Origin of the sequence: Halomonas sp. JS92-SW72, from assembly GCF_003547075.1 — a bacterium.
GTDB lineage: Bacteria > Pseudomonadota > Gammaproteobacteria > Pseudomonadales > Halomonadaceae > Halomonas > Halomonas alkalicola.
Genome location: NZ_CP032147.1, coordinates 1505151 through 1523117 on the forward strand (window position 1 = coordinate 1505151; position 17967 = coordinate 1523117).

A 17967-nucleotide genomic window follows, 5' to 3' on the forward strand; every position below is an offset into this window, starting at 1 on the left:
CCTACCGGATGCTTTCATCGATGGGACAGGGAGTTGTGAAAAAGGCTAGGCTGAGGTCGATGCCTCGAAGGATCTGCCCATGTTCAATACCACCGCCTGGAACCGCCTGCGCTACAGCCTCTACGCGCCGCTCTATGACGCCGTGGCCGAACGCGCCTTTCGCCGGGCGCGGCACCGGTCGCTCGACCAGGTGACCTGGCAGCCGGGGATGCGGGTGCTGCTGGTGGGCGCCGGCACCGGGCTCGACCTGCCCTGGCTGCCGCGGGATGTGGAGATTCACGCCACCGACCTCAGCCCGGCCATGGTGCGGCGCATCGACCGTCGCGCCGAGGCGCTGGGCATGGACGTCCAGGCCGCGGAGATGGACGGCGAGGCGCTCGCCTTCCCCGACGAGCACTTCGACGTGGTGGTGATGCACCTGATCGTGGCGGTGATGCCGGACCCGGCGCGGGGACTGGCCGAGGCTCGCCGGGTGCTCCGGGGCGACGGCCAGCTCTGCGTGATGGACAAGTTCCAGGCCGATGACCGCCCCGCGAGCGCCGCCCGGCGCGCCCTCAACGCCCTGACCAGCGCCCTCGCCACCGACATCACCCGCCAGGCCCGGCCGCTGCTGGAAGGGGCCGGCTTCACCATCGAGCAGGACACCCCGGTGATGATGGGCACGCTGTTCCGGGCCCTGCTGGCACGCCCGACCAGGCCACGCTGAGGCTCAGCCCAGCCGCTCCTCCCTCGGGGTCAGGCCGAAGTGGTTGCGGTAGGCGGTGGAGAAGTGCGCCGCCGAGGAGAAGCCGGTCAGCATCGCCACCTCCCCCGCCGGGTGCTCGCTCTCGCGCAGCAGCCGCCGCGCCCGCTGCAGGCGCAGGTCCAGGTAGTAGCGGCTCGGCACCGCCTGCAGGTGCTTCTTGAACAGCCGCTCCAGCTGGCGCCGCGAGATCCCCAGGTGCTCGGCCAGCTCGGCGGTGGTCAGCGGCTCCTCCACGTTGGCCTCCATCAGCGCCAGCGCCTCCGCCAGGCTCTCGGGGACGCCGCCCGAGGGCGGGCCGGACGGCTCCTCGCCCATGCGTACCCGCTCCAGCACGAAGTGGGCCGAAACCCGCTCGGCGAGCTGGCTGCCATGCTGGCGCCCGATGAGGGTCATCATCATGTCCAGGGCTGCGGTGCCGCCGCCGCAGGTCAGCCGTTCGCGGTCGATCTCGAACGGCTGCCGGGAGAGCCGGATGCGCGGATGGGCGCGACGCACCGCCTCGAGGTGCTGCCAGGGCACCGTGGCCCGGTAGCCGTCCAGCAGCCCGGCGCGGGCCAGCAGCTCCGCCCCTCCGCCGATCCCCGCGACCAGCCGTCCCGGTATCGCCAGCTCGACCAGCCGCCGCCGCAGGGCCTCGTCGGCCGCCTGGGCACCGGGAGCGCACACCAGCAGCATGTCCAGGTCGGCGGCGGCCGGGGCCAGTCCAGGCTCAGCATGACCGGGCTGAGCCAGACTCAGCTCGGCCAGACTCAGCTCGGCCAGCAGCCGCTGGCCGGAGGCGCTGGCGACCGACTGTACCGCCGGCCCCAGGGTGACGAGGCGATAGAGGGGCGCGCCGGCGAGCTGGCCGGCCACCGTCAGCGGTTCGGTGGCGCAGGCCTGGGCCAGCAGCGAGAAGCCGGGTAGCACCAGCACGCCGACTCGCCGGGAGGGCGACGACGCAGGCGGGGGTGGCGGAGGCTCATGCATGGGCGGGGCCGGCAGGGAACGGGGCCCTCATCTTACCCAAGCAGAAGGCCGGGCGCTAAGGCCCGGCCGGCAGGGAGTCTCGAGACCAGGAGCGGCTACTGGGCGCTGCCGCTGTAGATCAGCATGGCCGCCACCAGCAGGCCCAGCACCACGATGATGATGGGCAGCAGGCGCTGCATCGTCCTGGGCGGCGGTTGCTTGGCCTCGGGCTGCTTGGCATCCGGCTCGGGGTCGTCGAAGTCCTCGGGTTCCAGCACCTCCTTGAGATGCTCGAGCTCCTCTTCCGGTGTCTTGCTCTCTCTGGTGTCCATGAGATCCTCCAGGGTCGGTAAGCCACCACGCCGCGAGACCGTCAAGCTGCCCGGACTCGCGCGTCCTTACAGAGTCACGACATCGAATTCCACGTCCGGGTTCACATCGGCCTCGTAGTCGACGTCATCGCGCTCGAAACCGAACAGCTTCAGGAACTCGTGCTTGTAACCAGCATAGTCGGTGATCGCGAAGAGGTTCTCGGTGGTCACCTGGGGCCAGAGGTCCTTGCAGGCCTGCTGCACGTCGTCGCGCAGCTCCCAGTCGTCCAGGCGCAGGCGGCCGGCGTCGTCGGTGGCCATCTCGCCACTGTCGGCGCCATACAGCCGCTCGCCGAACAGGCGGTTGAGCTGCTCGATGGTGCCCTCGTGCAGGCCCTTCTCCTTCATCACCTTGTAGACCATGGCGATGTAGAGCGGCATCACCGGGATGGCCGCGCTGGCCTGGGTCACCACCGACTTGAGCACCGCCACGTTGGCGCCGCCGCCGGTGGCCGCCAGGCGCTTGTCGATCTCGCCGGCGGCGCGGTCCAGGTCCTCCTTGGCCTTGCCCAGGGCGCCATGCCAGTAGATGGGCCAGGTGATCTCGGTGCCGATGTAGCTGAAGGCGACGCTGCGCGCGCCCGGTGCCAGCACGCCGGCGCGGTCCAGGGCGTCGATCCACAGCTCCCAGTCCTCGCCGCCCATCACCGCCCTGGTGTCCTCGATCTCCTGCTCGGTGGCGGGCTCCACCTCGGCCTCGATGATGGTGTCCTTGTTGGTGTCGATGGCGGTGGCACGGTAGGTCTCGCCGATCGGCTTGAGGCTCGAGCGCTTGAGCTCGCCGGAGTCCGGCAGCTTGCGCACCGGCGAGGCCAGCGAGTAGACCACCAGGTCGACCTGGCCCAGGTCCTGCTTGATCAGCTCGATGGCGGTCTCGCGGGCCTCGTGGGAGAAGGCATCGCCGTTGATCGACTTGCTGTAGAGCCCCTCGGCCTTGGCGAACTTGTCGAAGGCGGCGCTGTTGTACCAGCCGGCGGTGCCCGGCTTCTTCTCGCTGCCGGGCTTCTCGAAGAACACGCCCAGGGTGTCGGCACCGTAGCCGAAGGCGGCGGTGATGCGGGCCGCCAGGCCGTAGCCGCTGGAGGCCCCGATCACCAGCACCTTCTTCGGGCCGCGGGCCTTGTCCAGGCCGCGAGCGCGGGTCGCCTCGATCTGCTCGAGCACGTTCTTCTCGCAGCCGACGGGGTGGGTGGTGGTGCAGATGAAACCGCGAACCTTGGGCTTGATGATCACGTCAGACCTCGCTGTTGGTCGTTGTCGGGCCGGCATACCGCCGTCCCGCTGTCATGGAGTGGCAATCGCCCTATTCTAGCGGCCACGCCGGGCGCTGTCCGCCCTTGAGCCCGCCACGCGCCTGGGGCAGGATGCACCTCCGGGCGCAATGCCACGAGGAGGATCCCGATGAATGCACAGGCCCTGGTCGATGAACGCGGCGAGCTGTGGCTGGCGCTGGCCCCGCTGTGGCTGGAGCGCGAGCCAGGCGAGCGCGACTATGCGCACATGATCGAGGTCATCGAGCGCCACGATCTGACGCTGAAGGAGCTGGAGTGGATCTTCCGCCTGGAGCTCGCCCCGGTGCTGGGGCGCCAGCAGATGTCGATGGTGGGCGAGTGGCGCCGCTTCGACGACTACAAGCTGATGAAGCAGCTGGTGGCCCACAACCTCCGGCTCACCGGCTGGCGCCGCACCAGCTGGATGCTGTTCTCGGGGCTGACCACCATGATGACGCGGCATCGCTGGAACGAGCTGATCGCACGCTTGATGGTGGAAAGGGGCGAGACACCCCCATGATGACTCGGCTCTCCACACACCCTGCTGGAACGAGCTGATCGCACGCTTGATGGTGGAAAGGGGCGAGCCCCCCATGATGACTCGGCTCGCCACACACCCTGCTGGAACGAGCTGACCGCCAGGCCCTACCCTTCGTCGAGGGCCAGCTCCAGCGCCTCGCGGAGCACCGCTTCGCCGTCGCGCGGTGCGAAGCGGCGGATCACCCGGCCATCCCGGCCCACCAGGAACTTGGTGAAGTTCCACTTGATCGCCGTGGTGCCCAGCACGCCGGGGGCGGCCTTCCTGAGCTCCACGAACAGCGGATGGGCCCCGGCGCCGTTGACCTTCACCTTCTCCATCAGCGGGAAGCTGACCTGATACTCCCGGGCGCTCAGGGTACAGAAATCCAGCGCCGACTCCGGCGACTGGCGACCGAACTGGTTGCAGGGAAAGCCGATCACCGTGAAGCCCCGCTCGCGATAGCGGCGGTAGAGACGCTCCAGCTCGCGCAGCTGGGGGGTGTAGCCACAGCGGCTGGCGACGTTGACGATGAGCAGCACCTGGCCGCGCAGCGCGGCGAAATTGAAGGGCTCGCCCTGGGCGGTACGGCACTGGTAATCGTGGAGGGACATGCGCGCGCCTTCATGGTCGATGACCTTCACGATGCCACGCCCCTCGCCTGCGCGCCACCCCTCCGGCGGCGCGGCAGGCGCCGCAGCCGGCGGCGCACCTCCCGCTCCCGCCGGGCAAGCTGGCGGCGGCGTTCGCGACGCTCGGCCCGCCCCAGGGGGGCGTAGCGCAGCCGCTCCAGGTGGTGGGCGCAGTCGCGCAGCGCGGGCCCCGCATCGCCCGCCGCCTCGGCCACCCGCCGCAGATGGGCCGAGGGCGACTCCCCGGGCCGAGCGCCCAGGCCGCAGCGACCGAGCCAGGCCTGGAGGCGAGCGATGCGCAGCGCCTCGTCGTGCGCCTCCCGCTGGCGTCGCCAGGCCAGACGCAGCAGCGCGGCGAGCCCGGCGGCGGCGGCCGCCGCCATCAGCAGCCCCAGCAGCCCCCCCAGCCAGCCGCGGCCGGGGGCCAGCGCCACCAGGCGGTCCCAGAGGGCGTGCAGCCGCACGGTCACCCGGGCCATCAGGGCATTGCGCGCCTCGCGCTGGTAGCCGATCACGCCTCGCTGCCAGCGGTATTCCAGGCGCTCCCAGTCCAGGCGCAGCCGATTGACCCAGCCCACCTCGCGCATGCGCAGCGGCGAGAAGGCGGCATCGGCCAGGAAGGCCTCGCGGCCGTCGTCGACGGCCTGGGGCCCCTCCTCGATGCGTTCCGGCGCGATCGCCGCGGTGGGGTCGAGGCGCTGCCAGGCGCCATCGAGCCACACCTCGACCCAGGCGTGGGCGTCGTAGTCGCGGATGGTGAAGTGGCCGTCGGGATGACGCTCGCCGCCCAGGAAGCCCGCCACCACCCTGGCCGGCAGGCCCACCGAGCGAGCCAGCACCGCCATGGCCGAGGCGTAGTGGGTGCAGTAGCCGGCGCGGCTCTCGAACAGGAACTCGTCGACCCGGTCGGCGGAGGTCAGCCGCGGCGGCGACAGGGTGTAGCGAAACGGCGCCTCGCCGAAGCGCGCCATGATGGCGGCCAGGAAGGCCCGTGGCTCGGCGCCGCTCTCCCGCCACAGCCGCTCGGCCAGCTCGCGGGTGCGGGGGTTGCCCTCGGCCGGCAGCATGGCGTGCCAGGCGGGCCCCGCGGGGTCGGGATTGGCCGGCGCCTGACCGGTGCTGCTCATGCGCAGCAGGCTGCGGGAGGCGAGCGGCGAGGTGCCCTCCAGGGTGCCATCGGCCAGGAAGCGCACCGGCTCCTCGGCGGCCAGCGGCGCGCCCAGCGACGGCCGCCAGGGGCGGCTGTCCGGCTCCAGCAGCAGTTCCACCTCGAAGCGCGGCGCCCCGTCGAGCCAGGGCGAGCGGCGCCCCTCGGCAACGAAGTCGTCCAGGGGGCGGCCCAGGGTGGCGGCCAGGCGCTCGGGGGTGGTCCGCCGCCAGCGCTCGCCATCGAAGTCGGAAAGCGTGTAGACCCGCCAGTAGCGCTCGGCGGGGGTGGGCTCGGCGCCCTCGAAGCGCGCCCGGAAGGCGCGGGCGTCGCTGCGCGAGAGCTGGGCGATGTCGCCGGGGGCGATCTCGTCGGTGAGCCCGGTGGAGGCGCGATCGGCCTGGGGCAGGTTCCACAGCGGCCCCAGGCGCGGAAAGGCCGCGAACAGCAGCACCATCAGCGGCGCCGAGAGCAGCAGCAGCCAGGCGCTCTCGCGCCAGGCACGGCGGGCATCGCCCCCGGAGAGCCACACCAGCGAGTGCACCAGCCAGGCCAGCACCAGCAGCCCGCCGGCGGCCATGGGGATGCCCTGGTCGTGCAGGAAGGCCACGGTGGTGGCCACGAAGCCGATGGCCACCACCACCCGGCCATCGCGCCGGTCATGGGTCTCGAGCAGCTTGAGCAGGTAGACCCCGAGCAGCAGGCCGATCATCGCCTCCATCTGCCCGAGGGTGCCGTAGTGTAGCCACAGGCCGCCGGTGAGCGCGCCGACGCCGGCCAGGCGCAGCACGATGCCGGCGCGGGGCAGGCGGCGGCGCAGCTGAAGATGGCGATAGCCGGCCACCAGGGCGGCAAGGGCCGCGAGCCAGGCCGGCATCCAGGCCAGGTGCAGGGCCAGCACCAGGCACTGGCCGAGGAAGAGCTGGCGCAGCATGGCACCGCTCAGCGCCTGGCCATCGGCCAGCACCGCCTCGCCGCCGCGGCCGGCCATGCCGGGCCTCATGACTCCGCCCCCCGGTCGCCAGAGGGGGAGAAGCGCGCCAGCGCCTCCAGGGCCACACGGCGCTGGTGGGGCCCCTCCCCCTGGGGCAGGGTCACCCCGGGCAGGCGCAGGCCGTAGCGATCGCCGGCCCGGTGGTGGGCCAGCACCCGGGCGCAGAGCAGGGAGAGCCGCCGTTCGGGGTCGCCGCGGCAGGCGTCATAGTCGAGCCACAGCTGCTGGCGGGGCGGCAGGCTGAAGGCCTTGGCGGCCAGCACCCCGGTGCGGCTCCACTGCTTCCAGGCCAGCCGGGCCGGGCTGTCGCCGGGCTCGGCGCGGCGCAGCCCGGCGAAGTCAGTGGCCTCCAGCCCCGCGCCGGCGTGACGGTGCTCGGGCTCGTCCTCCTCCAGCGGGCGGGGATAGACCAGCAGCCGCTCGTCGCTCTGCAGCCAGGCCAGGGCGCGCACCAGCCCCAGCGGCCAGCGGGTCTCCAGGCGCAGCCGCGGCAGCGGCTGCTCGCCGCGCCGGGGAGCCGGCAGGGCCAGGACGGCCTCGCCCTGTCCCTCCGGCAGGTCGAGGCGTGCCGAGACGCCCCCGCCATGCAGCTCCAGCGCCGTGCGCGGGCGCCCCCCGGCGAGCACCACGCCGAGACGCGCCTCGCCGCCGGCGAACACCTCCTGGGGCAGACGCAGGGTGGGGGTGACGCCCAGCAGGTTGCGCCAAGCGCGCAGCAGGGCCACCACCCCCAGGCCGAACAGCCAGAAGGCCAGCACGTAGGCGAGGGTGTTCTGGTAGTTGATGCCGAACAGCAGCAGCAGCAGGACCAGCACTGCCCAACCCAGCCCGAAGCGGGTCGGCAGCAGGAAGAGCCGGCGCTGGGGCAGCGGCGTGCCCGGCGCCATCGCCAGGCGCCGCCACCAGCGCTCGCCCAGCGTCAGCCGCGCCATGCTCAGCCCGCCACCGGCACGCGCGCCAGCAGATGGCGCGCCAGGGCCTCGCCCTCCTCGCGCCGGCCGCTGCTGAGGCGGTGGCCCGCCACCGGCCCCCATACCGCCTGGACGTCCTCGGGCAGCACGTGGTCGCGCCCCTCGAGCAGCGCCCAGCCGCGGGCCGCCTGCAGCAGCGCCAGGGCGCCACGGGTGGAGAGCCCCCAGGCCAGCTCTGGGTGGTCACGGCTGGCGGCCACCAGCGCCTGGACATAGTCGAGCAGCGCATCCGCGACGTGGATGTCGTCCAGGCGCGCCTGCCAGGCGCGCAGGCGCTCGGCGTCCAGCAGCACCGGCAGGCGGTCGAGGCGCACGCGCCCGGCGCGGCCGCGCAGGATCTCGCGCTCGGCGCCGCGGTCCGGATAGCCCAGGGAGAGGCGCATCAGGAAGCGGTCGAGCTGGGATTCCGGCAGGGCGAAGGTGCCCGCCTGCTCCTGGGGGTTCTGGGTGGCGATCACGAAGAAGGGATCGGGCAGCGCCCGGGTCTCCCCCTCCACGGTCACCCGCCCCTCCTCCATGGCCTCGAGCAGGGCGCTCTGGGTCTTGGGGGTGGCGCGGTTGATCTCGTCGGCCAGCACCAGGCCGTGGAAGATCGGCCCGGGGTGGAAGGTGAAGCGCGCCTCACGGGGGTCAAACACCGAGACCCCCAGCACGTCGGCAGGCAGCAGATCGCTGGTGAACTGCAGGCGCTGCATGTCGAGCCCGGTGACCCGCGCCAGGGACTGGGCCAGGGTGGTCTTGCCGAGCCCCGGCAGGTCCTCGATCAGCAGGTGGCCGCGGCACAGCAGGCAGCACAGCGCCAGGCGCACCTCCCGGGACTTGCCGAGCACCACCCCTTCCAGGGCCGCTACCACGGCCTCCAGCTCGCCCAGCCGGGCCGGGCGGTTCATGGTGCGGCCTCCAGCAGGCCGGTCTCGATCAGCACCTGCAGCGCCTGGCGGGTGTCCGGGGTGACCCCGGGCAGCGCGAGGGCCTCGGCGGGCGGCCGCCAGAAGACCTCGGCCACCTCCTCCGCCTGCAGCGCCAGGGGGCCGTCGTGGTCGACCAGGAACAGGCTGCCGAAGATATGGTGGCCTCCCTCGGCGTGGATGAAGCCGCCGGCCGGGCGCAGCGGCACGCCGCGGATGCCCAGCTCCTCGGCCAGCTCACGGCGTGCCGCCAGGTGCTCGGCCTCGCCGGCGCCCACCACGCCGCCGGCGGCCAGATCGAGTCCACCGGGGAAGACCTCCTTGGTGAGAGTCCGGCGCTGCACGCAGATCTCGCCGCGGGCGTTGCGCACCACGATGTAGGTGGCCCGGTGCCAGAAGCGGAAGCGCCGCATCTGGGCGCGCCAGGCGCTGCCGCAGGGGCGATTGCGGGCATCCACCAGCTGGATGCGCTCGCGGGCGACGTGCGGCGTCGGCAGCGGCTCGTCGCGAAGGGCGTCGGTCATGGGCATCTCCCGGGGAAATGCCCCAAGCCTACCCAGTCGGCGCCGCGGCGTCACGTTGACCGGACCCCGCGGGCCCACCATGCTCAGGACACCCCTGCGATGCTGGAGGTGTGCCATGTCCGACCACGCTCCCCGCACCCGGCTGGCCACCCATCGGGTGACCAACCAGCCCGCGCCAGGCGGCGACCACGACCTGCTGGGCGACGACCCGCCGCTGCGCGAGGCCCTGGCCCGGGAGGCGCCGGACTGGGTCGCCCGCCGGCTGGCCCCGCTGGGCCGTGAGGCCGGCAGCGAGCGCATCCAGGCGCTCGGCGAGGCCGCCGACCGACACCCGCCGACGCTGCGGCTCTTCGACCGCCACGGGAGGCGCCTCGACGAGGTCAGCTACCACCCCGCCTACCACGAGCTGATGCACCTGGCCATCGACCGCGGCTGGCACGCCGTGGCCTGGCAGGAGGAGGGCCGCGGCGGCCACCAGGCCCACGTGGCGGCCCTCTACCTGCTGACCCAGGCCGAGCCGGGGTTCTGCTGCCCGGTGACCATGACCCACGCGGCCATGCCGGTGCTGCGCCACTCCCGCCGGGCGCAGGCGCGCTGGGCGCCGGGGCTGCTGGCCTGGGACTACGACCCGCGCGCCCTGCCCGCCACCGAGAAGAGCGGGCTCACCTTCGGCATGGCGATGACCGAGAAGCAGGGCGGCAGCGATCTGCGCGCCACATCCACGCGAGCCGCCCCCCTCGCGGCCACGCGAGCCGAATCCCTCGCCGCCACGCACGCCGAGCCCAGCAACGACGGCTGGCGGCTCACCGGCCACAAGTGGTTCTGCAGCGCGCCGATGTCCGACGCCTTCCTGACCCTGGCCCGGACCGACGACGGGCTCGGCTGCTTCCTGGTGCCGCGCTTCACCCCCGACGGGGAGCGCAATGCCATCGAGCTGCAGCGGCTCAAGGAGAAGTGCGGCAACCGCGCCAACGCCTCGGCGGAGATCGAGTACCGCGGCGCCTGGGCCGAGCCCATCGGCGCGCCGGGGCGCGGCATTGCCACCCTCCTCGAGATGGTCCAGCAGACCCGCCTCGACGCCGCCACCGCGCCGGTCGGCATGATGCGCCAGGCGCTGCGGGTGGCCTGGCACCACGTGCGTGAGCGCCACGCCTTCGGCCGGGCGCTGGCCGAGCAGCCGCTGATGCAGGCGGTGGTTGCCGACCTGGCCCTGGAGGTGGAGGCGGGCCTCGCCCTGGTGATGCGTGCCGCCCGGGCCTTCGACGGCGCCGCCCGCGGCGACGAGAACGAACGCGCCCTGGCCCGGCTGCTGCCGGCACTGGCCAAGTACTGGCACAACAAGCGCGGCCCCGGCTTCATGGCCGAGGCCATGGAGTGCCTGGGCGGCATCGGCTACGTGGAGGAGTCGCCGCTGGCGCGGCTCTACCGCGAGGCGCCTGTCAACTCGATCTGGGAGGGCTCGGGGAACGTGATCTGCCTGGACGTGCTGCGGGTGCTGGGCCGCCACCCCGAGGCGCTGGCCGCCTGCTGGCAGGCGATGGCGCCCGCCCGGGGCGAGGATCGCCGACTGGACGCCGCCCTGACCGAGCTGGAGCGACTGCTGGCCGGGCCCGCCGAGGGGCTGGAACCCCGCGCCCGCTGGCTCACCCAGCGCCTGGCTCAGTGCCTGCAGGCAGCGCTGCTGGTGCAGCACGCGCCGAGCGAGGTGGCCGATACCTTCTGCGCCACCCGACTGGGCGACGAGGCCAGTCCCGCCTACGGCGTGCTGCCCAGCGGCTCGCCCTGCAAGGCGCTGCTGGCACGCATCGAGTCCTGAGTCGACCCCACCTCGAGGATTGCCTCGGCCGGCATCGGCCGAGCCAGCCCGTAGCCCTGCACGTGGGTGCAGCCGAAGCGGTCGAGGAGCGTCAGGCTGGCCGGATCCTCGACCCCCTCGGCCACCACCCGGATGCCCAGGCGTCGACCCAGCAGGGCCACCGCCTCGACGATGGCCGCGTCCTGGGACTCCTCCTGGAGATGCTGCACGAAGCTGCGATCCACCTTGAGCTCACTGATCGGCAGCATCTGCAGCCGCGCCAGTGACGAGAAGCCGATGCCGAAGTCATCCACCGACACCTCGAGCCCCCCCAGGCAGAGCCGCGCCGCCACCTCGCTGCCCAGCAGCTCATCCTGCATGGCGGCGGTCTCGGTGATCTCCAGTACCAGGGGCGGGTCCTCGGGGGAGCGCAGGCAGGCCAGTTCCAACAGGTCCGGGCACATCAGGTCATCGGCGGTCACGTTGACCGAGACCGATGCCGAGACCCCCTCGCGCAGCCAGGCGGACGCATCGGCCTGGGCCCGCGCCAGCACGTGGCGCGTCAGGCGCTTGCCCTGGTCCAGGGAGAGCAGGGGCAGGAAGCTGGCCGGGCCGATCAGGCCAAGGGCGGGATGGGCCCAGCGCACCAGCGCCTCGACCCCGCTGAGCCGGCCGGTGGCGAGCTCGAACTGGGGCTGGTAGTGAAGGGTGAGCTCGTCCCGGATGAAGGCCTGCTCGAGATCGTCGGCGCTGAACAGCGGCTCGCCTCGCGCCTCAAGCGGCGCCCGGCAGCCCACCCTCAGGTTGTCCAGGCAGCGGCGCAGCTCGGAGAGCCGCATCGGCTTGTCGAGGCAGCCCAGCATCTGCAGGCCGAGGGTATGTCCCACCCGCTCGGCGATCCGCGCGATCTTGCGCTCGACCCCGGAGAGCAGCAGCACCCAGTCGCGGTAGCCGGTCGCCGCCAGGTGGCGCAGCAGGGCGAAACCGTCCTCGCTGCCGAACTCCAGCCCCAGCACCACCAGGCGCGGCGGCCGCGCGGCCACCGCCGCAAGCAGCGCGGTCGACTGCTGGAAGTAGCGGGTCTCCAGACCCAGTACCTCGAACTGCAGAGAAAGCACGGCGGCGACGTCCGGGTCGGCCTCCAGGACCAGCGCGAGTGGTGCAGGCGAGGAGTCGTACATCGGCGGGATTCCGGTCAACAAGTAACCAGAGCGTAACACCGCCTGATGAAAGTCACACGACAGGTATGATGACCGGCATCAACGTTGCCTACGCCAGCGGCCCGGCCACCACGCGCAGCGCCAGGGCCAACAGCAGCACCCCGGTGATGCGATTGACCCAGTGGGAGCGCGCCTGCAGCCAGGGCAGCACCCGCGAGTGGGAGAGCCCCACCGCCACCATCACGTACCAGGCGCCGTCGATGATCATCGCGGTGAGCACGATCACTGCCTTGGCGGCCAGGCTCATGTCCGGGGTGACGAACTGGCTGAGCAGGGCGATGAAGAAGAGGATCAGCTTGGGATTGCCGAGCGCGACCAGCATGCCCTCCCGGGCCGCCTGGCGCCGGGTGGTGGGCACCGCCCCGGCTTCCAGCGGGCCGGTGCGGCCGGCACGCAGGGCCTTGAGGCCGAGCCAGGCCAGGTAGGCCGCGCCGGCCCAGGTGATCGCCTGGAACAGCGTCGGCTGACGCACGATCAGCGCGCCGAGGCCCCACACCGTCAGCAGTGCATAGAGGCCCACGCCCAGCGCATGGGAGAGCCCGGCCACCACCCCCGGGGCGCGACCGCCGCCCAGCGTATGGCGCAGCACCAGAGCCAGGCTGGGGCCCGGCGACATGGCGCCCATGGCACACACCGCCGCCAGGGAGAGCCACAGGGAAAACGGCATGGTGGAAGGCGGCCTCTCAGCGGTGGAACTGCTTCTCGCGCTCCGGCTGCCAGAAGATGGCATCGACGCGCAGCTGTACCTCGTGACCATCCGGCAGCGGCCAGTCGATCACATCGCCGATGCGCAGCCCGATCAGCCCGGCACCCACCGGCGCCATGACCGAGATGCCATCCTCGGTGGTGGCCAGGGCGTGCGGGTAGACCAGGGTGCGGATCATCTGGCGGTTGCGGGTCAGGTCGGTGAACTGGATCCGACTGTTCATGCTGACCACGTCCTCGGGGATCTCCTCGGGATCGACGACCTCACCGCGCTCGAGCTCCTCCTCGAGGGCCTCGGCAACGAACAGATCCTTGTCGCTGGCCTCGTCGATCAGGCGCTGCAGGCGCTCGGCATCGAGGCGATTGATGATGATGGGGGGGCGGGGTGACATACGACCTCCTGATAACCCGTCAACGCAGAGAGAAAGCCTTGGGCCATCCAATAAAAACAGCCCTCCACCCCCGAAGGGGGGAAGGACTGTCGACTCGGACCATCATAAGCCCAATGAGGCGGCTTGTCAGGTCCCCTCGCCCGGGCCGCGACGCCCGGTGGCCAGCACCACCGCCCCCACCACGGCCAGGGCCAGCCCCACGAAGGCGACCGGGTTCCAGGCCCGCCAGCCGTATAGCCCCAGCACCACGCCCAGCGCGATCAAGCCCCCGGCAAATCCCTTCACACCCATGACACGCTCCCTGACTGGCCCGACTGCCATCCCCCCAGCATGGGCCCAGCGCGCGAGCCCTGCAACCGCCTCCCACCCCGGCGTCTCCGGACAGCAGCGCCACTCGACGACGCCGGCCTCTCGGCAAGGATTGACAGCGCCGGCCATTCGGCACTATGGATATGATCAAAGGCATTCGCCTTTCCCCGGCCCCCCCGGGTCTACCGTGCTCTCAGGATGCTGTCCATGGACGCCATACCCTGTCCCCCGTCACTGTCCTCCGAACTGATCGACCAGCCGCTCGCCGACCCCGAGGTTCCCGACGCCTGCCTGGTCTTCGATACCGCCCTCGCCCGCCGCCTGGCCCAGGCCAAGGCGCTGCTCGACCGCCTGGAGCGCGACAGCGACTCCCGCGACCTCAGCGCGCTGGGCGCGGCACGCATCGAGTTTGCCCAGGCCTCCCGCGCCGTGGCCGACGACCTGCTGAGCCGCGGCCTCGGGTAGCCCTCTCTCTCACCGTCAGGCCGCCGGAAACCCCTGGCCCAGGGCGAGCCGCAGGGCGATGGCGGCCATCATCAGGCCGATGGCCCCATCGATCAGCCGCCAGGCCAGCGGCCGCGACAGCCAGGTCGACAGCGCCGCCCCACCCCAGGCCAGCAGGCTGAACCACAGCACCGATGCCGTACCCGCCCCGGCCAGGAAGGTGGCCGCACTGGACTGCTGCGCCCCCACCGCCGGAATCAGCAGCAGCGTGTCGAGATAGACCTGGGGGTTGAGCAGGGTCACCGCCAGGGTCACCAGCACCACCTGACGCAGGCCGCGCACCTCGCCGCCGGCCAGGCCCAGCCCCTGGCGCCCGGTCAGCGCCCGGCGCAGCGCATGGAACGCCAGCCAGCCCAGGAAGGCCACCCCCGCCCAGCGCATCGTCTCCAGCGTGGCCGGCATGGCCAGCAGCAGCGCCCCCACCCCGAACACGCCCAGCGTCAGCAGGGCCAGGTCGGCGGCCATGCACAGCCCTGCCGACCACCAGTGGTAGTGGCGCCGCGTGGCCAGTCCCAGCACATAGGCATTCTGCGCCCCGATCGCCATGATGATCCCGCCACAGACCAGCAGGCCCGTCAGGTAGCTCTCCAGCATCGTCTCTCCTCCGCCATCGGTGTCGAATGGCGGCCAGACTATCCCGCGCCCGAGATACGCAAAAATCATCCTGTTAATGGCTCATCAGTTCTGCTTATGATGAGGACACCCCCCTTCGAGGCCCGAGCCACCATGCTGGACTACAAGCTGCTCGAGGCGCTGGCGGCGGTGGTGGAGTGCGGCGGCTTCGAGCGCGCCGGCATCGCCCTCGGGCTCTCGCAGTCGGCCGTCTCCCAGCGCATCAAGGCGCTGGAGGTGCGCCTGGGCCAGCCGGTGCTGGTCCGCGCCCCCGCCCTGGCCCCGACCCCGGCCGGCCGGCGGCTGCTCAACCACTTCCAGCAGGTGCAGCTGCTGGAGCGCGACCTGCGCCGGGCGCTGCCCACCCTGGAGAGCGCCTCGCCACGGCTGCGCATCGCGGTGAATGCCGACAGCCTGGCCACCTGGTGGGCCGAGGCGGTGGGGCCGCTCTGCTGGGAGGAGGGCCTGCTGATCGACCTGGTGGTGGAGGACCAGGACGTGGGGCTGAAGCGCCTGCGCGACGGCGACGTGGCCGCCTGCCTGTGCGCCAGCCCCCAGCCGATCGCCGGGGCCCGCTGCGTGGCGCTGGGCACCATGACCTACCACCCGCTGGCCACGCCCGCCTACCGCGAGCAGTACCTGCCGGCGGGGCCCACGCCCGAGGCGTTTCGCCACGCGCCGGCCATCGTCTATGGCCCCCACGACCGGCTGCAGCACCGCTTCCTGGCCCAATGCGGCTACCGCGGCGCCTTCCCCTTCCACCTCTGCCCCTCCTCGGAGGGCTTCGTGCGCCTGGCCCGTGCCGGCATGGGCTACGGCATGATGCCGCTGATGCAGGCCGAGGAGTGGGTGGCCCGGGGCGAACTGGTCAGCATCGCCCCCGGCCGGGTGCTGGAGGTGCCGCTCTACTGGCACTTCTGGCGCCACAGCGGCGAGCTGATCGAGCGCCTGACCGCGGCCCTCGACAAGGTACGGCTGCATTGAGGCCGAGCCATCGGGTGGCCCCTCGAGATTGACCCGGGCACCTCCCCCTGGCCTAGACTGGCCCACTCCCCGTCACGCAAAGGAAGGGCACCATGCAGTCACGCTACTTCACCATCAACGACTTCCCCCAGGGCACGCCGGGGCGCGAGCTGTTCGAGCTGCGCGAGACCGAGCTGCCCGCCCTGGCCGAGGGCGAGGTGCGGATTCGCAACACCTGGCTGTCGGTGGACCCCTACATGCGCGGCCGCATGAGCGGCGTGACGACCTATATCGACCCCTTCGTACTCGGCGAGCCGCTGGAGGGCGCCGCGGTGGGTGAGGTGATCGAATCCCGGGATGCACGCCTGAACGTGGGCGACCGGGTCCGCCACATGGCCGGCTGGCGGGACATCGCCCAGCTGCCGGGCGACCAGGCGGAGCCGCTGCCGGGCATCGGTGTGCCCGAGCAGGCCTACCTCGGCGTGCTGGGCATGCCCGGCATGACCGCCTGGACGGGTCTGAACCGAATCGCCGAGATGCAGGCGGGCGACAACGTGCTGGTCAGCGCCGCCAGCGGCGCGGTGGGCTCGCTGGCCGTGCAGCTGGCCAAGGCCCGCGGTGGCACCGTGGTCGGCATCGCCGGCTCACCCGAGAAGCTCGCCTGGCTGGAATCCCACGGCATCAAGGCGGTGAGCTACCGCGGCCGCGACGCGGGGCAGCTCACCGAGGCGCTCCAGGCGGCCTGCCCCGAGGGCTTCGATATCTACTACGAGAACGTGGGGGGCATCTGCCTGGAAGCGGCGCTCAACACCCTGCGCACCGGCGGGCGTATCGCCGTGTGCGGGATGATCACCCGCTACAACGCCGAGGGGCCGACGCCGGGGCCGAGCAACCTGGCCATGGTGCTGATCCGGCGCCTGCGCATGCAGGGCTTCATCGTCTTCGACCACTGGGCCGACTACCCGCGCTTCCTCGAGGAGGTCGGCCCGCGGGTCGCCAGTGGCGAGATCGACTACGCCGAGACCATCGAGGAGGGCCTCGAGCGCACGCCGGAGGCGTTCCTGGCGCTGTTCGAGGGGGCCAACACCGGCAAGATGCTGGTGCGGCTCTGACCCGCGTCCCACGGCGGCAACCAAGGAGCGACGCCATGAACGCCATCAACCCCGAGAAGCTGCACCACAGCAAGTGGACCGCGGCGAAGCCCCGGAACAAGGAGAAGCACTTCCTGGTGACGGCGCTGGAGCGCGACGAGGAGGATAACGTGGTCGCGGTGGTCCTCGAGGCCGTCTACACCCGTCGCGAGACCACCCTGCCCTGGCAGGCGCTCAAGGATGACGACACCTGGCGGATGGGCTGGCGCTGATCGCCCACCCCAGGCTTCAAAGCCTAGTCCTGCTTGCCCACCAGCCAGTGGGTCACCCCCAGCGCCAGCACCACGGCGGCGATCGCCAGCATCTCCATGGCGGTGACGGTGGCGATATCCAGGATGATCACTTTCCGGGCGATCGCCATCAGCGCCGTGGCCACCACCAGGCGAATCGGCAGGATATTGGTGCCCAGGTAAAGGCGGATATTGACGAAGATCTCGACGGCGATCAGCACCACCATGAAGGCGCCGAAGATCACGAAGATGTCGCTGACCTCGAACAGCAGCACCGGCGGGGAGATGAACTTGGTGTAGAGCACGTAGATGACATCCAGGACGCCCCAGATGATCACCAGCACCATCAGCACCGCCAGCAGCTTGATGGCGTAGCGGATGATTACGTGGAGCCGCCGGATCAGCGGGTCCTCGTGCTCCTCGGGCAGCTCGTCGTGCAGCAGCTGAGGGCCGCGGTGCCTGTCGTGGTCATGCTGTTCCATCGCCGCCTCTCCCGGTAGCTCCCCAGCGGGGTCGGCTCCATTGATGCCCGACCGCGCGGCGCTGTCAATCCATGCCGCGCATCAGCCTGGCGGCAAGCTCAGCCGAGCCGGGTATTGCCCTCGGCATCGATGGGAAACCCGGGATTGAAGGCCACCTCCCAGAGGTGGCCGTCGGGGTCGGCGAAGTAGCCGGAGTAGCCGCCCCACTCCGCCCGGTGGGCTGGCTTGACCACTCGCCCGCCGACGCGCTGCGCCTCGCTCAGCAGGGCGTCCACCTCCTCCTCCGAGCGCACGTTGTGGGCCAGGGTGATGCCGGCGAAGCCGCTTCCTGACTCCGCCACGCCGGCATCCTGCGCCAGGGCAGCGCGGGAATAGAGCGACAGGATCAGGCCATTGAGCTGGAAGAAGGCCACCTCACCCTCCACCGCCAGGCCCACCCGCCAGCCGAGGCCCTCCTCGTAGAAGCGCCGCGCCCGTGCCAGGTCGCCGACGCCCAGGGTGATCAGACTCATGCGCTGTTCCATCGCCGACTCCTCTCTCGTGTTCACGGCCCCAAACTCACCATAGCAGGCGGCC

22 protein-coding genes are annotated in these 17967 nt (G+C 71.7%); 7 read left to right on the plus strand and 15 right to left on the minus strand.

What is annotated here, in order from left to right:
- The first annotated feature begins 79 nt into the window (after nucleotides 1-79).
- Entirely contained in the window at nucleotides 80-706 is a 627-nt protein-coding gene (locus D1793_RS07065) for a methyltransferase domain-containing protein (protein WP_119021538.1), read from the plus strand.
- 3 nt (nucleotides 707-709) lie between these two features.
- Here the strand turns inward: D1793_RS07065 and D1793_RS07070 are convergent, their stop codons facing one another.
- The 3 genes from D1793_RS07070 to fabV all read right to left on the minus strand — a co-directional run bounded on the left by D1793_RS07070 (nucleotide 710) and on the right by fabV (nucleotide 3297).
- Entirely contained in the window at nucleotides 710-1714 is a 1005-nt protein-coding gene (locus D1793_RS07070) for a helix-turn-helix domain-containing protein (protein ID WP_119021539.1), read from the minus strand.
- Between the two features lie 95 nt (nucleotides 1715-1809).
- Nucleotides 1810-2025: a hypothetical protein gene (locus D1793_RS07075; RefSeq protein ID WP_119021540.1), complete on the minus strand. Its 216-nt coding sequence runs from the start codon at nucleotides 2023-2025 to the stop codon at nucleotides 1810-1812.
- Nucleotides 2026-2091: 66 nt separating this feature from the next.
- Nucleotides 2092-3297 carry an enoyl-ACP reductase FabV gene (gene fabV / locus D1793_RS07080; protein WP_119021541.1) on the minus strand — a complete coding sequence of 402 codons (1206 nt, stop codon included), beginning with the start codon at nucleotides 3295-3297 and terminating at the stop codon, nucleotides 2092-2094.
- 168 nt (nucleotides 3298-3465) lie between these two features.
- Between fabV and D1793_RS07085 the strand changes: the two genes are divergently transcribed.
- The gene (locus D1793_RS07085) at nucleotides 3466-3855 is read left to right on the plus strand and encodes a hypothetical protein (RefSeq protein WP_110068824.1); all 390 of its coding nucleotides are present in this window, start codon (nucleotides 3466-3468) and stop codon (nucleotides 3853-3855) included.
- 125 nt (nucleotides 3856-3980) lie between these two features.
- Here D1793_RS07085 and D1793_RS07090 read toward each other — a convergent pair whose 3' ends face one another.
- From D1793_RS07090 to D1793_RS07110, 5 genes are read right to left on the minus strand one after another with little or no spacing between them, the layout of a single operon-like run.
- Nucleotides 3981-4466 carry a glutathione peroxidase gene (locus D1793_RS07090; protein WP_119023610.1) on the minus strand — a complete coding sequence of 162 codons (486 nt, stop codon included), beginning with the start codon at nucleotides 4464-4466 and terminating at the stop codon, nucleotides 3981-3983.
- Between the two features lie 26 nt (nucleotides 4467-4492).
- Complete coding sequence (locus D1793_RS07095) at nucleotides 4493-6622, minus strand: DUF3488 and transglutaminase-like domain-containing protein (protein ID WP_162899930.1); 2130 nt, start codon at nucleotides 6620-6622, stop codon at nucleotides 4493-4495.
- An 8-nt stretch (nucleotides 6623-6630) separates the two neighbouring features.
- On the minus strand, nucleotides 6631-7557 hold the full coding sequence (locus D1793_RS07100) for a DUF58 domain-containing protein (RefSeq protein WP_119021543.1): 927 nt from the start codon (nucleotides 7555-7557) through the stop codon (nucleotides 6631-6633).
- 2 nt (nucleotides 7558-7559) lie between these two features.
- On the minus strand, nucleotides 7560-8486 hold the full coding sequence (locus D1793_RS07105; protein WP_110068828.1) for a MoxR family ATPase: 927 nt from the start codon (nucleotides 8484-8486) through the stop codon (nucleotides 7560-7562).
- Nucleotides 8483-9028: an NUDIX domain-containing protein gene (locus D1793_RS07110; protein WP_119021544.1), complete on the minus strand. Its 546-nt coding sequence runs from the start codon at nucleotides 9026-9028 to the stop codon at nucleotides 8483-8485. Before D1793_RS07110 ends, D1793_RS07105 begins: the two co-directional genes overlap by 4 nt.
- A 115-nt stretch (nucleotides 9029-9143) precedes the next feature.
- On the opposite strand from D1793_RS07110, the gene D1793_RS07115 reads away from it, so the two are divergent.
- Nucleotides 9144-10844 (plus strand): acyl-CoA dehydrogenase family protein, encoded by a 1701-nt coding sequence (locus tag D1793_RS07115; protein ID WP_119021545.1) that lies wholly within the window; start codon nucleotides 9144-9146, stop codon nucleotides 10842-10844.
- Here the strand turns inward: D1793_RS07115 and D1793_RS07120 are convergent.
- From D1793_RS07120 to D1793_RS19395, 4 genes are all read right to left on the minus strand, one after another.
- The gene (locus D1793_RS07120) at nucleotides 10784-12004 is read right to left on the minus strand and encodes an EAL domain-containing response regulator (RefSeq protein WP_119021546.1); all 1221 of its coding nucleotides are present in this window, start codon (nucleotides 12002-12004) and stop codon (nucleotides 10784-10786) included. The two genes, D1793_RS07115 and D1793_RS07120, sit on opposite strands and share 61 nt — an antisense overlap.
- A gap of 88 nt (nucleotides 12005-12092) precedes the next feature.
- Nucleotides 12093-12710, minus strand: coding sequence for a LysE family translocator (locus tag D1793_RS07125; protein ID WP_119021547.1), 618 nt, complete (start codon nucleotides 12708-12710; stop codon nucleotides 12093-12095).
- Between the two features lie 16 nt (nucleotides 12711-12726).
- Nucleotides 12727-13140: a nucleoside diphosphate kinase regulator gene (gene rnk / locus D1793_RS07130; RefSeq protein ID WP_119021548.1), complete on the minus strand. Its 414-nt coding sequence runs from the start codon at nucleotides 13138-13140 to the stop codon at nucleotides 12727-12729.
- 126 nt (nucleotides 13141-13266) lie between these two features.
- Nucleotides 13267-13431 carry a hypothetical protein gene (locus D1793_RS19395; protein ID WP_162899859.1) on the minus strand — a complete coding sequence of 55 codons (165 nt, stop codon included), beginning with the start codon at nucleotides 13429-13431 and terminating at the stop codon, nucleotides 13267-13269.
- A gap of 225 nt (nucleotides 13432-13656) precedes the next feature.
- On the opposite strand from D1793_RS19395, the gene D1793_RS07135 reads away from it, so the two are divergent.
- Nucleotides 13657-13914, plus strand: a complete 258-nt coding sequence (locus tag D1793_RS07135) for a hypothetical protein (RefSeq protein WP_119021549.1) — start codon at nucleotides 13657-13659, stop codon at nucleotides 13912-13914.
- A gap of 15 nt (nucleotides 13915-13929) precedes the next feature.
- Here D1793_RS07135 and D1793_RS07140 read toward each other — a convergent pair whose 3' ends face one another.
- Nucleotides 13930-14547 carry a LysE family transporter gene (locus tag D1793_RS07140; RefSeq protein ID WP_119021550.1) on the minus strand — a complete coding sequence of 206 codons (618 nt, stop codon included), beginning with the start codon at nucleotides 14545-14547 and terminating at the stop codon, nucleotides 13930-13932.
- Between the two features lie 132 nt (nucleotides 14548-14679).
- Between D1793_RS07140 and D1793_RS07145 the strand changes: the two genes are divergently transcribed.
- From D1793_RS07145 to D1793_RS07155, 3 genes are all read left to right on the plus strand, one after another.
- Nucleotides 14680-15549: a LysR family transcriptional regulator ArgP gene (locus D1793_RS07145; RefSeq protein ID WP_119021551.1), complete on the plus strand. Its 870-nt coding sequence runs from the start codon at nucleotides 14680-14682 to the stop codon at nucleotides 15547-15549.
- A 92-nt stretch (nucleotides 15550-15641) separates the two neighbouring features.
- Nucleotides 15642-16640, plus strand: coding sequence for an NADP-dependent oxidoreductase (locus D1793_RS07150; RefSeq protein ID WP_119021552.1), 999 nt, complete (start codon nucleotides 15642-15644; stop codon nucleotides 16638-16640).
- A 35-nt stretch (nucleotides 16641-16675) separates the two neighbouring features.
- Nucleotides 16676-16891: a TIGR02450 family Trp-rich protein gene (locus tag D1793_RS07155; RefSeq protein WP_119021553.1), complete on the plus strand. Its 216-nt coding sequence runs from the start codon at nucleotides 16676-16678 to the stop codon at nucleotides 16889-16891.
- Nucleotides 16892-16914: 23 nt separating this feature from the next.
- Here the strand turns inward: D1793_RS07155 and D1793_RS07160 are convergent, their stop codons facing one another.
- Together D1793_RS07160 and D1793_RS07165 are read right to left on the minus strand one after the other, a co-directional pair.
- A complete protein-coding gene (locus tag D1793_RS07160) occupies nucleotides 16915-17391 on the minus strand; it encodes a phosphate-starvation-inducible PsiE family protein (protein ID WP_205527641.1) in 477 nt (158 codons plus the stop codon).
- 98 nt (nucleotides 17392-17489) lie between these two features.
- Complete coding sequence (locus tag D1793_RS07165) at nucleotides 17490-17903, minus strand: VOC family protein (RefSeq protein WP_119023612.1); 414 nt, start codon at nucleotides 17901-17903, stop codon at nucleotides 17490-17492.
- Nucleotides 17904-17967 lie beyond the last annotated feature (64 nt).